Origin of the sequence: Actinoplanes hulinensis, assembly GCF_019429605.1 — a bacterium.
In the GTDB taxonomy this organism is placed as follows: Bacteria; Actinomycetota; Actinomycetes; order Mycobacteriales; family Micromonosporaceae; genus Actinoplanes; species Actinoplanes campanulatus.
The window spans coordinates 1-12,720 of the sequence record NZ_JAHXZI010000040.1; the positions used below are offsets into that span (position 1 = coordinate 1).

Genomic DNA, 12,720 nt, shown 5'->3' on the forward strand with positions numbered 1-12,720 from the left:
TCGGCCGGGCATGGGAAAGAGATTCCAGGGCGGCAGTTGCGTGCCAAGTGCCCGAACCGGTGCCACCCGGTTGCGGCCAAACAGACCCCGGGGCGAACGACTCGCCACGGAGGATCGACCACGAGAACGCCGGGTTTACGAATACGGCCAACAGGCGCGCCGGCACGATCACCGTTACGGTCGTGGCATGTCCGCCAGCACTGTGATCACGTACGAGACCAGCGACGACGGCGTCACCCTGCGTGCCGCACTATCCGGGGAACTGGACCTCGCGTACGCCGACGACGTCCGCGACGACCTGACGGCGGCCGCGCAGGCGGCCGCGTACCGGCTCCTGCGAATCGACGTCTCCGAGGTGAGCCTGATCGACTCGTACGCGCTGGGCGCCCTGGTCAGCGTCCGTAACGCCGCCGCCGGAGCCGGTGTCGCCGTGACCTTGGTGAACCCGTCGCCGCCGGTGCTCAAGGCCATCCAGGTCACCGGGCTGGCCGAGGTCTTCGGGCTGCCCCCGCTGGACCCGGACGGTCAGCAGGGAGACCGCAGCCGCGCGCCGTCCTGATCCACGCGCGTCCAGGATCGGGAGCCGCTCCAGGACGCCGCTCAGGCCGCCGGCTGCAGGACGAGGGGAACACGCCGCCAGGTCAGGGCGGCCGCGGCGAGGCACGCCACCAGGCCGAGGCCGACCGAGGCGAGCCCGGCAGCCGGGGCGGCGAAGGCGACCGTGAAGCAGAAGGCGAGGTAGCAGGGCAGGCTGCGCACCAGCCCGGCAAGCGTGTGCACGCCCGCCGCAGCGCCGTCGCGGGTCACCGCGACCACGGTCAGCATGGTGCACATCGTCGGGAACGCCGCGACCGCTCCGGCGAGGCCCGGCCCGGCAAGCCGGCTGCTCAGCACCGCGGCGGCCACGATCGCCGCCGCGCCCGCGCAGGTCAGCACCGTGACGGACCAGTGCCGGTCCGACGCCGGGCGCAGCGGCACCGACGGCATCGCCCGCGGGCCCCACCACAACACGACCACCGCGACGATCACCGCGAGCATGGGCGGGACCCGCTCGACGATCAGGGCGACGGCGAGGTACGTGAACGCGCCCGCAACGGCGCCACGCAGCAGACCGTGCCGATGCAGCACGTGCGCGAAGACCGTACCGAGGGCGACCTGTGCGGGAACGTGGACGGCGGCGCTGAACGCCATCGCCGCGGCCGTGGCCGGGCCGGCGTCGGCCGCGACAGCGATCACGGCGACCGCGAACGCGACCGGCAGCGCCCCGGCCCAACCGGCGGCGGACGGGCCGAGACGTCGTTCCATCAGGGTGGCGGCGGCCATCACGGCGGGGGCGAGCAGGAGAGGTATCAGCACGTCCTCCAGCATCAGCGGCGCGATCGTTCGGATCCAGTTCCGGTTTCCGAACATCAACCGTGGGAGAATCCGAACGATGGAACTGCGACGGTTGCGTCTCCTGGACGCCCTGGCCCGGCTCGGCACGGTCGCCGCCGTGGCCGAGGCGCTGTCGTTCAGCCCGTCGAGCGTCTCCGTGCAGCTGGCCCAGCTGGAGACCGAGGCTGGTGTCAAACTGCTGCGCCGGGTCGGGCGTACGGTCGAGTTGACCCCGGCCGGACGCCGGCTCGCCGGCCACGCCGCCGAGGCGCTCGCCGCCGACGAAGCGGTCCGCGCCGAGTTGGCGAACCTCGGCGACGCCCCGAGCGGGCGGCTGCGGATGACGATCGTGCAGACCCCGGCGCTGGCGCTGCTGCCGGCGACCCTGGACCGGCTCGCCGTCACCGCGCCCGGCCTGCTGGTCGAGGTCCACCAGCGGGAGACCGCACCCGCCCTCGACGACCTGCGTGGCCGTACGGTCGATCTGGTCGTCGGTATCGAGTACGACCCGGTGCCCGTGGCCCGTCAGCGTGACCTCGACCGCCGTGACCTCATGCGTGAGGACGTCCTGTTGACCACCGGCCGGGGGCGGCCGGTGGGCGGGGACGTCATGTCGCTCGCCGAATGTGAGCGGTCGGCCTGGGCGACCGGCCATCCGGGCACCGGGCTCGACGCCGTACTCCGCAATGTCTGCAACCGGCTCGCCGGCTACGAGCCCCGCATCGAGCATCGCAGTGACGACGGTCTGGTTCTCGGTGCGCTGGTGGCGTCCGGCCGCGCCGTCGCCCTGCTGCCCGCGCTGCTGACCGCGGCGCTACCGCAGATCGCCGGCCATCCGGTCGCCGAGGAGCGCCTGCAGCGCACCATCTTCACCGCCACCCGCGGCAGCGCGGCGGCGGCTCCAGAGATCGTCGCGGTGCGCGAGGCGCTGCGCCACGCCGCCGGCACGATCGCCGGACCCTGATCCGGCCCGCCGTCCCACCACTCAGCCGACGTCATTACCGCGTTCCAGGGTGGACCGCCGCACCCGGAGGGGTCGACGTGGGTGAATACCCCGGCGGCTTCGTCGGGCATAGTATGCATATTCCCCGTCGCTCAGCGGAGCGGTCGCCCATCCCCCAATGGGAGCGCTCCCGATATCCCCGAAGGAACCATCCCCATGTCTCGAACACGAAAAGTGCTGTCCGCGGCCGCGATGGCCGTGGTCGCCGTCGGCGGTTCGGTCGCGGTGGCGCTGCAAGCGAGCGCCGCCGCCGGCTGCAAGGTCGACTACACGGTGACCAATCAGTGGCAGGGCGGCTTCGGCGCCGACGTGAAGATCACCAACCTGGGTGACCCGATCACGCAATGGAACCTCGGGTTCTCCTTCGGCGCGGGCCAGACCATCACACAGCTGTGGAACGGGTCCTTCACCCAGTCCGGAGCCGCGGTGACGGTGCGCAACGCCTCCTACAACGGGACCGTCGCCACCAACGGCGCCACGTCGTTCGGTTTCAACGGCGCGTTCACCGGGACCAATCCGGTGCCCAGCGCCTTCACCCTCAACGGCACGGCCTGCACGGGAGGCGTGACCACCCCGAGCAGCTCGCCGGCCACGTCACCGAGCACCTCGCCCAGCGCGTCGCCGAGCGCCTCTCCGAGCACCAGCACCGGGCCGATCACCGGCAACGCCGCGCAGCTCGTCGCGGACATGGGCAAGGGCTGGAACCTCGGCAACCAGTTGGAGGCCAACAGCAACGGCATCCCCAGCGAGACGGCCTGGGGCAACCCGGTCGTGACGGCGGCCCTCATCGACCGTGTGAAGGCGGCGGGGTTCAAGACGATCCGCATCCCCGTCTCCTACCTGGGCAAGATCGGGGCCGCACCGAACTACACCGTCGACTCCGCCTGGCTGAACCGGATCCAGGAGGTCGTCAACCTTGCCCACGACCGTGGACTGTACGTATTGATCAATATGCACGGTGACGGCTACAAGACCATCAACGGCGCCTGGCTCATCTGTGACTCGTCCTCCCAGACGACGATCAAGGAGAAGTACCAGAAGGTCTGGCAGCAGGTGGCGACGAAGTTCCAGAGCTACAGCGGCCGTCTGATCTTCGAGTCGATGAACGAGAACTTCGACGGGCAGTACGGCAACCCGACCCAGCCCTGCTACTCCAACATCAACGCCTACAACCAGACCTTCGTGGACACCGTCCGCAGGACCGGCGGCAACAACACGTCGCGGTGGCTGCTGGTGCCGGGCTGGAACACCAACATCGACTACACCGCGGGCAACTACGGCTTCACACTGCCCACCGACCAGTACCGGTCGGCCGCCATCCCCAGCGCCGAGCAGCGGATCATGATCTCCGTGCACTACTACGACCCGTGGGACTTCACCGGTACGGAGAGCGGCACCATCACGCAGTGGGGCCCGGCGGCCACCGATGCGGCGAAGAAGTCGACGTGGGGCCAGCAGGACTTCATGGACGCACAGCTGAAGAAGATGTACGACGCCTTCGTGGTGAAGGGCTACCCGGTGTTCGTCGGCGAGTACGGCTCAATCGACAAGACGGCGTTCGACTCGACCAACAACAGGTACCGGGCGGACTACGCGCGCACCCTGGTCGCCACCGCCAAGAAGTACGGTGCGGCGACCGCCTACTGGGACAACGGCCACAACGGCCAGTACGGGTTCGCGCTGTTCGACCGCAACTCCGCGACCGTGACCCAGCAGACCATCATCGACGCCATCATGGGCGCCTGAACCTGTCACAGCGTCGTCATACGACCGGGACAGAACCGCCAAGCCCCGGGTGAACACTCTCACCCGAGGCCATGAGAAGGGTCTTGATACGCGACGGGTGACGGCGTACCGGTTCGGGCGCCGGCACCCGTTCGCGCAGCAGGCAGAGGCGAACCACGAAGTTCGCGGCGGGTTCAGCGGCCGGCGGCGGCGCGCGGAGCCAGCGCCCGTGTGACCGCCTGCGGCACGGTGTCGAAGGTCGTGAAGACCGCGTCGATCCGGGCGGCACGCAGGACCGACCGGAAGAACGGTGGCGCGGCCGCCAGCAACAGGTCACCGGCCTGACGGAGCGCCGATTCACGGGCGGCGAGCAGCACACCGAGCCCGAGGGAGTCGACGGCCCCGATACCGCGCAGGTCCACGATGACCCAGGGGCAGCGGGCGATCGCCGACTCCAGGTCCGTCCGCAACCGGGTCGCCACCGCGAGGTCGAGGTCTCCGATGATCCGGACCACCGATGCGCCGGCCATGGCACGCACCGTGATCCGGGCGCCGTCGTGTTCGCCGATGACCGGAACAACCCCCATGCTCACTCCTCGCCACACTTGCGCGGATGGTCGGGTTCGAGATTCCCATCTTCGTTCCGCGGTATGCCGGCGTTTGGATGACAAATGTGTGACGGTGCCGATCACCCGTCTGACGGGTGATCTCCGCCGGCCAGGGCATGCCGAAGGTGAGCCAGGCTCGCGGGGCCGGGCCAGGCCATCCGGAGTTTCCCGGGTGTGCCGTTGAGCCGGGACGGGTCTCCACCGGGCGGCGAGACCGTGCCGGCTTCCACGCACCGGGCGCCGGCGGCGCGGTAGAACCTATGTGGGCAAGCTAGCAGATGCAGGCCCCGGGACAAGTTCCCAGGGCCTGCATCCGTCGTGGCGCCTACAAGCTCATCGGCGACCGGAGTACAGCTGTGTCACGTGCTCGGCGCTGAGCTCGTAGCCGTACAGCCGGAAGTCGTCGATCAGCCCGTCGAACCTGGCGTCGCCCCAGCTCGTACCCCCGATGAAGTTGGCCGTGGTGCTGCCGCCCACGCCCACGTCACCGAGATTGATGGGGAAGTCGCTCCGGATCGCCTGGAGCGTGCCGTTGAAGTAGATCCTTCCGGTCGAGCCGCTCATGGTGAACACCACGTGCGTCCACTGGTTGAGCGGCAGGTCCCGGCCCGCTCCGAGGAGCAGCCGCTCCTGTGCGGCCACCCCCGGCGCCTTGAAGGTGGCCCCGAACCCGGTGGTCGCGCCGTTCGTGGCCGACTGCAACAGGAAGAACGTGTCCGTGCTGCTGCCGATCTGCACCAGCGGCACCCACGACGGCAGTGTGTCCGGGCGGGCCCAGAACGACACGCTGAACTGCTCGTCGAGCCCGGCGTCGACGTTGTCGGGCAGCCGGACCTGGTTGCCCGAAGCCGCGGCGCCGCCCGGCAGCGACACCGCGCCGCCGGTCCGGCCGGCCGTGTTCCAGCCCGTGGCGCCCTGGAGGGCGGCCGCGCCGATCGCCGGCTTGGTGCCCGTGTTGGCGGCGGAGGTGCCCGTGCCCTCGTCGAAGGTGTAGCGCACCGGGACGCCCTCGTTGTACATCGCGGCCACGTCGGCGGTGCTCAACGTGGACGTGTACACCCGTACGTCGTCGATCAGGCCGTCGAAGGCGGCGTCCGGGTATCCGTTGCGGCCCAGCCAGTTGTTGGCGGTCGGGCCGATGGCGGTCATGTCGATCGTCAGGTCGGTGCGGGTCGCGACGGCCTCGCCGTTGAGGTAGAGCGTCCCGACCGGCCCCTGGCGGGTGAAGGCCACGTGGTTCCACTGGCCGGCGGTCACGTCCCGGACCGGGCTGGCGTAGACCCTTTCCTCGGGGCCGGTCTTGGCCTTGAAGGTGGCCGCGAGCCCGGTGCTCCCGCCCGCCTGGGTCTGCATCTGGATCTGGAAGTAGCTTCCGGCGGAGCCGAGGCCGTCACCGATGTGGAACAGGCCGGTCCAGTTGGCCTTCGTGTCCGGGCGCACCCAGAACCCGGTCGAGAAGTTCGCCGCGCCCTGGAGCAGGTTGTCCGGCAGGTCCACCGCGTTGGCGGTGCTGCCGCCGGGCAGGTTGACCGCCTTGCCGATGACACCGTTGGCGGACCAGCCGGTGGTCCCGGTCAGGACGGCGGCTCCCACCCCACCGGCGGTGCCGGTGTTGGCGGCGGTGGTGCCCTGGCCCTCTTCGAACTCGTAGCGGACCGGGATGCCGGAGGTCGGCGGCGGCGGGTCGTCGCCCACGACCACCAGGTCGTCGACCATGAGGCCGGCGCCGGTTCCGGGGCCCTTCAGGGTGAGCGTCTGTGTGCTCGTCGCGGCCGTGAAGGTGCCCGCGTAGGTGCCGTAGGCGGCGGTCGAGGGCAGGCTGGTCGTGGCGGTGAGGGTGGCGTCGAGGGTGCCGACGGTCAGTGCGGCCGTCGCCGCCGCGGTCCCGGTCGATCTGCTGTCGCGGGCGTAGCGCAGCGAGACCCGGTACGTGGTTCCCGGTGTCAGGTCGGTGAGGGTGCGTCTGACGCTGCCCGCGTTGCCCAGCCCGAGCTGGTAGCCGGTGAGCCCGAGGCCGCCCTGACCCGTGACGTTGCCGCGGACCAACTGGACCTGGCTCTCCACCGTCCACGGTGACATCCGGGTGTTGCCCGGGGCGACGTCGACGGTGGCGGGCGGGTTGGCGGTACGCCATTCGGCGGGCAGGCGCGGGTATTCGAACTGGTCGACGACCCGGGGGTTGAGCTGGGTCAGCTTCACCGCGGGGTCGATCTGGAGGATCTTCGCGACCGACGGGGTGCCGTTGGCGTCCCAGACGAACAGCATGTACGAACCGGGGGGCGCGTACGTGCCGTTGGCCGGCGCGGTGACGGTGACCGTGCCACCGGACTGGCTGAACGCCAGGTCCTGGAAGTTCTGGTCGTTGTTGAAGCCGTGCGTCACCGACCCGTTGCGCACCAGCGTGACCCGGGAGACGGTGCCGGTCGCGGTGACGTCGAAGCCGCCGTTGTAGCCGATCCTGGCGGGCGCGGTGTTGATCACCGGGCGCGGGGCGGGCTGGTCGCCGTTGAACAGGTACGCCGGGGAGTAGTACTCCACGTCCGTGTAGTTGCGCGGACCGGGGGTGCCGCCGCCGCCCATCATCACGCGGCCGTCGGGCAGCAGCAGGGCCGCGGAGTGGTAGAGGCGGGCGTGCTCGTACGGCACGGCCACCTCGGTCCAGTTGCCGGTGTCCGGGTCCCAGATCTCGGCGTTCGTGACGTACCCGCCGTTGCCGTTGTTCTCGCGGCCGCCGCCGGTCACGAGCACGTCCCCGTCGGGCAGGACCGTCGAGGTCGCCCAGTGGCGCTGGTACTTCATCGGCTTGGTCGCCGTGACGACGGGGCCGGCCGTGCCGCCGGTGATGTCGACGGTGAAGCCGGCGCGAGCGCCGTCCGGGCCGCCGCCGTTGCCCCACCAGCCGCCGCCGACCTGGAGGATCTTGCCGGGGCGGTACATCGTGGCGGTGGACGTCGCACCGACCGGGTTGCCGTTGGCGCCCTGGTTGGCGATGGCGGCGGGCAGGGTGCCGCGCAGCACCAGCTGTCCGGTGCCGTTGTTGCCGGCCGGGTTGAGCTCGGACATCTGGGTGCCGCTGATGGTGAACAGGGTCCCGCTGCCCGGGGCCACGAAGGCGCGGGGGTACCACCAGCGGTTCTCGTCGGCGCCGGCGTGGTCGGATCCGCCGTCGCCGTACGCCGCCGGGCTGCGGGCGCCGTCGAGGGTCTTCCAGCCCGAGCCCGACTGCGGGGCGTAGATCTCCGGGGTGTGCACACCGGGGCCGCCCGTCCCGCCGCGAAGGCTGCCGCCCTGCACGACGATGTCGCCGTTGGGCATGGTGGTGCCGGTCGGGTACCACCGGGGGTAGTTCATCGGCGCCTTGTTCTGCAGCCCGTTGTTGGTGGTGTAGCTGGTGACACCGATGGCGGCGTCGTTGGGGCTGTTGCCGCCGAGGCCGTCGTCGCCGCCGACCGTCATCGTGGAGTGGTCGTGCGGGTTCTGCACCTGCATGGCGCAGAACAGGTCGGTGTAGGTGGTGTTCAGGAGGATGCCGGAGCGCAGGTTCGCCAGGTTGCGGGGCTGGGCCGGATCCCAGATGTCGACCTCCATCTGGCCGCCCTGGGTGACCGAGTCGTTGCCGCCCCAGTCGTACGGCGTGGTGTCGTTGCTCCAGCCGCCGACGCTGCCGAACGACTGCACCTTGCCGTCGGAGGTCAGCGACATGTTGATCGGCACCAGCGGCCACGGCGTGACACCGCTCCAGGCGCCGCTGCGGTCCTTCACCGGCGGGGAGCAGTCCGCGGCGAGCAGCCCGGCGGCGTAGGCGAGGCCGTTCTTCATCTGGGCGAGCATGTACGCCTCGGAGTAGGCGGTGCCCTCGTGGCCCATCGCGCTGTACCAGGACCGGCCGGAATCGATCTTCTGGCACCAGGTGATCGGGTGCGAGGTGCCCTGGTGGCCACCGCCGTACGACGCCTCGTCGGCCTCGATCAGGGTGCGCACGTTGGGGGCCGGGTTGACCACCCAGTCGTACCACTCGTCGTTGCGGGTGATGGTGGCCGGCACGCCCTGGGTGAGCGGGTGGGCGGCGTCGCGCACCACCGCACGGCCGGGCCGGACGCCGGGGTTCTCCGGGTGCCCCTCGGAGACCGCGCCGACCAGCCGGGCGTAGAACGGGTTGACGTCGTGCTCGCTCTCACCGACCGACCAGCCGGTGTAGTGCAGGCCCATGAAGCCGCCGCCACCGCGGATGTAGGCCTCGAGCGCGGACCGCTGCGCCGCGTTGAACAGCACCCCACCGGTCTGCGCGAAGACCACGGTGTCGCGGGCGGCCAGGTTGGACGTGGTGAACGCGGCCGGGTCGTCGGTCTCCTGGATCTCGACCGGCTGGCTGTACTGGGTGCCGAGCTGGCTGGCCAGGTCACGGACGGCCTGACGGGCCTGCACGTTCGAGGCGTGGAAGTTGGGCTTGTAGAACAGCAGGACGTTGAGCCGTCCGTCGTCGACGGCAGCCGCCCTGGCCGGCATCGGGGACATCGAGCCGGCGGTCAGAAGCAGGGCCAGGAGCATGGCGAACAATCGGGAGCGGGGCACTTTCATGTGGATCCCCTTGAGGTTCGGCAGATATGGCGGGGAGGACGGCCACCGCCATGAGTGGGCTGAACCTAAGACGCTCATGGATATTCAGTCAAGAACCCTATCCATATCCATGAAACAAGAGCTTCATCCGTACGCATATGTGAACTTGATTTTGAAATAGAAGGCAGAGGCGGGCTCCTGGAACCCACCTCTGCCATCGGTTTCCCGGTTAGCGGCGCACGCGGGCGTTACCGCCGCCGGCCAGCGCCCGGACCTCCTCGCGCGTGGCCATCGAGGTGTCCCCCGGCGTGGTCATCGCGAGCGCGCCGTGCGCGGCGCCCAGCTCCAGACAGGTCTGGAGGTCCTCGCCCTCGAGCAGGCCGTAGATCAGCCCGGAGGCGAACCCGTCGCCGCCACCGACCCGGTCGAAGACGCCGAGATGGTCACGTGCGGCCGAGGTCAGCACGCCGGTCTCCGGTGACCAGGCGATCGCCTGCCAGTCGTTGTCGGCGGCCGTGTGGACCGTCCGCAGGGTCGTCGCCACGACCGACAGCCACGGCATCCGGCCCGCCACCGTGTCGACCATCCGCGCGAAACTGCCGACCGGCAGCGCCCGCAGATGCTCGTCGACATGCTCCACGTCGAACCCCAGAGCCGCGGTGAAGTCCTCCTCGTTGCCGATCATCACGTCGACGTGCCGGGCCAGCCTCGTGTTGACCTCCCGCGCCCGCTGCGTGCCACCGATACCGGCCCACAGGCTGGGCCGGTAGTTGAGATCGAAGGACACGACCGTGCCGTGACGGTGCGCGGCGGCCATCGCCTCCTCGGCCACCGCCGCCGAACCCTCCGACAGCGCGGCGAAGATCCCGCCGGTGTGCAGCCATCGGACACCCCGCCGGCCGAACAGGTCGTCCCAGTCGAACGTGCCCGGTGACACGCCGGCGATCGCCGTGTGGGCGCGGTCGGACACCCCGACCGCACCGCGCACCCCGAAGCCGCGCTCGGTGAAGTTGAGCCCGTTGCGCACGGTACGGCCGATACCGTCGTACCTCTCCCAGCGGATCAGAGAGGTGTCCACGCCGCCCTGCATGACGAGGTTCTCGACGAGACGGCCGATCTCGTTGTCCGCGAGCGCGGTCACCACCGCGGCCCGATGACCGAACACCTTGCGCATCCCGCGGGCGACGTTGTACTCGCCGCCGCCCTCCCACACCTCGAACCGGCGGGCGGTACGGACCCGGCCCTCCCCCGGATCGAGCCGCAGCATCACCTCACCGAGCGCGACGATGTCGAACTCGCAGTCCGCTGCCGGACGGATCTCGATCACGGTGCGGCCCCCTGGAGGTCGTGAACGGCGGAACACCGGGCGGCGACCTCGTCCCACCGCCCGTCGGCGAGCAGGCCGGGCGCCACCATCCAGCTCCCACCGACGGCGGCGACCGCCGGATGGGCGAGGTAGTCCGGCGCGTTCCGCTCGGTGATCCCCCCGGTCGGGACGAACCGGACCTGGGGGAACGCCGCGGACAGGGCCTTGACCGTGGGCAGCCCCCCACTCGCCTCGGCCGGGAAGAACTTGACCGTGTCGACACCGAGGTCCAGCGCCGCCATGATCTCGGAGGCGGTGCTGACGCCGGGGATCACCGGCAGGCCGAGATCCTGGCACCGGCGTACCACGTCGGCGCTCAGACCGGGCGAGACCACGAACCGGGCGCCCGACTGGTGGGCGAGATCGACCTGCCGGGCCGTGATGACCGTGCCCGCCCCCACGATCAGGTCACCGCGCCGGGCCAGCCGCTGCAGGACCGCGGCCGCCCGCGGAGTGCGGAAGGTGGCCTCCGCGACCGGCAGACCGCCGGCGACCAGTGCGGCGCCGAGGTCGCCGGCACGGTCGGGATCCTCCAGGACGACCACCGGCACCACCCGGTGCCCCCGCAACACGTCGGTGGCGTTCACCGCAGCTCGGCGATGACGGTCTTGAGCTCGGTGTAGTCGTCCAGACCGAACGACCCCAGCTCACGGCCCCAGCCGGACTGCTTGAAACCACCACGCGGCAGGGTGACGTCGTCGGCGTGCCACGTGTTGAGCCACACCGTGCCGGCCCGCAACCGGGCGCCGACGCGGTGCGCCGTACCGATGTCCTTCGACCAGACGCCCGCGGCGAGCCCGTACACGGTGTCGTTCGCGGCCGCCACGACCTCCTCCTCGGTGTCGAACGGAACCGCGGTCACCACCGGGCCGAAGATCTCGTCGGTCTGCACGGCCATCCGCTCGGAGACGGAGGTGATCAACGTCGGCTGTACGAAGAAGCCACGGTCACCGACCGCGTCGGCGCTGCCCGCGTTGATGACGGCGCCGTCGCGTACCGCCCCGCGGATGTAGCCCAGCACCTTCTCGTGCTGCTCCTTCGAGACCAGCGGGCCCATCTGCGAGGCCGGGTCGAAGCCGTCGCCCACCCGGATCGCCGCCGCGGCCGCCGCCACCCCCTCGACGACCTGGTCGAAGACGCCACGCTGGACGTAGAGACGCGAGCCGTTGACACAGCACTGCCCCTCGTTGAAGTAGCCGCCCAGCACCGCGCCGGCGATGGCCGCCTCGATGTCGGCGTCATTGAAGATGATGTTCGGCGCCTTGCCGCCCAGTTCGAGGGAGACCTTCTTCAGGTTGCCCGCGGCCCCGGCGGCGATCTTCTTGCCCACCTCGGTGCTGCCGGTGAAGGCGACCTTGTCGACGCCGTGGTGGTCGACCAGCGCGGCGCCGGTGTCACCGAAGCCGGGCAGGATGTTCACGACACCGGCCGGCAGCCCCGCCTCCAGCAGCAGCTCACCCAGGCGCAGCGCGGTCAGCGGCGTCTGCTCGGCCGGTTTGAGGACGACCGTGTTGCCCGCCGTGATCGCCGGAACGATCTTGAAGCAGGCCATCAGCAGCGGGAAGTTCCACGGCACGATGCCCGCCACGACACCGATCGCCTCCCGGCGGGTGTACGCGTGGAACTCACGGCCCGGCACCGACATCGGGATGGACGTGCCCTCCATCTTGGTCGCCCAGCCCGCGAAGTAGCGGAACAGCTCGGCGGCGACCGCCACGTCACCGTCACGGGCCGCCTCGACCCGCTTGCCGTTGTCCAGCGCCTCCAACTGGGCGAACTCGTCGGCGTGGGCGTCGATCAGGTCGCCGATGCGCCACAGCAGATGGGAGCGGTCACGCGGCGTCATCCGCGACCACGGGGAACCGTGCTCGAACGCGGCGCGGGCCGCCCCGACGGCGCGGTCCACGTCGACGCTCGACGCGTACGCGACCTCGGCGAGCGTCTCCTCGGTCGACGGGTTGACCGTGGCGAACGTCCGGCCGTCCTTGGCGTCCACCCAGTCACCGTCGATGAGCAGTCGCCTCGGCGAGGACAGGAACGAACGGACGGCGGGCAGCAGGTGAGTGTTCATGATGGCCTTCCGTAGG

General features: G+C 70.5%; 9 protein-coding genes. 3 read left to right on the forward strand and 6 right to left on the reverse strand.

What is annotated here, in order from left to right:
- Nucleotides 1–187 precede the first annotated feature (187 nt).
- The gene (locus KZ829_RS41470) at nucleotides 188–559 is read left to right on the forward strand and encodes an STAS domain-containing protein (protein ID WP_220149326.1); all 372 of its coding nucleotides are present in this window, start codon (nucleotides 188–190) and stop codon (nucleotides 557–559) included.
- 41 nt (nucleotides 560–600) lie between these two features.
- Here the strand turns inward: KZ829_RS41470 and KZ829_RS41475 are convergent, their stop codons facing one another.
- On the reverse strand, nucleotides 601–1,356 hold the full coding sequence (locus KZ829_RS41475) for a hypothetical protein (protein WP_220149327.1): 756 nt from the start codon (nucleotides 1,354–1,356) through the stop codon (nucleotides 601–603).
- 76 nt (nucleotides 1,357–1,432) lie between these two features.
- Here KZ829_RS41475 and KZ829_RS41480 point away from each other — a divergent pair, with 76 nt between their 5' ends.
- Nucleotides 1,433–2,338, forward strand: a complete 906-nt coding sequence (locus tag KZ829_RS41480) for a LysR family transcriptional regulator (protein ID WP_220149328.1) — start codon at nucleotides 1,433–1,435, stop codon at nucleotides 2,336–2,338.
- Between the two features lie 195 nt (nucleotides 2,339–2,533).
- Entirely contained in the window at nucleotides 2,534–4,123 is a 1,590-nt protein-coding gene (locus KZ829_RS41490) for a cellulase family glycosylhydrolase (RefSeq protein WP_246637129.1), read from the forward strand.
- 173 nt (nucleotides 4,124–4,296) lie between these two features.
- On the opposite strand, the gene KZ829_RS41495 is transcribed toward KZ829_RS41490, so the two are convergent.
- The 5 genes from KZ829_RS41495 to KZ829_RS41515 form a co-directional block, all read right to left on the reverse strand.
- On the reverse strand, nucleotides 4,297–4,689 hold the full coding sequence (locus tag KZ829_RS41495; protein WP_220149329.1) for an STAS domain-containing protein: 393 nt from the start codon (nucleotides 4,687–4,689) through the stop codon (nucleotides 4,297–4,299).
- 354 nt (nucleotides 4,690–5,043) lie between these two features.
- Entirely contained in the window at nucleotides 5,044–9,288 is a 4,245-nt protein-coding gene (locus KZ829_RS41500) for a LamG-like jellyroll fold domain-containing protein (RefSeq protein WP_220149330.1), read from the reverse strand.
- Nucleotides 9,289–9,496: 208 nt separating this feature from the next.
- Nucleotides 9,497–10,594, reverse strand: coding sequence for a sugar kinase (locus KZ829_RS41505; RefSeq protein ID WP_308285887.1), 1,098 nt, complete (start codon nucleotides 10,592–10,594; stop codon nucleotides 9,497–9,499).
- Nucleotides 10,591–11,220: a bifunctional 4-hydroxy-2-oxoglutarate aldolase/2-dehydro-3-deoxy-phosphogluconate aldolase gene (gene eda, locus KZ829_RS41510; RefSeq protein ID WP_220149331.1), complete on the reverse strand. Its 630-nt coding sequence runs from the start codon at nucleotides 11,218–11,220 to the stop codon at nucleotides 10,591–10,593. The genes KZ829_RS41505 and eda overlap by 4 nt, the downstream gene beginning before the upstream one ends.
- Nucleotides 11,217–12,704, reverse strand: a complete 1,488-nt coding sequence (locus KZ829_RS41515) for an aldehyde dehydrogenase family protein (RefSeq protein WP_220149332.1) — start codon at nucleotides 12,702–12,704, stop codon at nucleotides 11,217–11,219. The genes eda and KZ829_RS41515 overlap by 4 nt, the downstream gene beginning before the upstream one ends.
- Between the last annotated feature and the right edge of the window lie 16 nt (nucleotides 12,705–12,720).

Bases quoted from the DNA above. Each gene is read 5' to 3' on its own strand.
- KZ829_RS41470 (WP_220149326.1), top strand. From the start codon at position 188: ATGTCCGCCAGCACTGTGATCACGTACGAGACCAGCGACGACGGCGTC.
- KZ829_RS41480 (WP_220149328.1), top strand. From the start codon at position 1,433: ATGGAACTGCGACGGTTGCGTCTCCTGGACGCCCTGGCCCGGCTCGGC.
- KZ829_RS41490 (WP_246637129.1), top strand. From the start codon at position 2,534: ATGTCTCGAACACGAAAAGTGCTGTCCGCGGCCGCGATGGCCGTGGTC.
- KZ829_RS41495 (WP_220149329.1), bottom strand. From the start codon at position 4,689: ATGGGGGTTGTTCCGGTCATCGGCGAACACGACGGCGCCCGGATCACG.
- KZ829_RS41500 (WP_220149330.1), bottom strand. From the start codon at position 9,288: ATGAAAGTGCCCCGCTCCCGATTGTTCGCCATGCTCCTGGCCCTGCTT.
- KZ829_RS41515 (WP_220149332.1), bottom strand. From the start codon at position 12,704: ATGAACACTCACCTGCTGCCCGCCGTCCGTTCGTTCCTGTCCTCGCCG.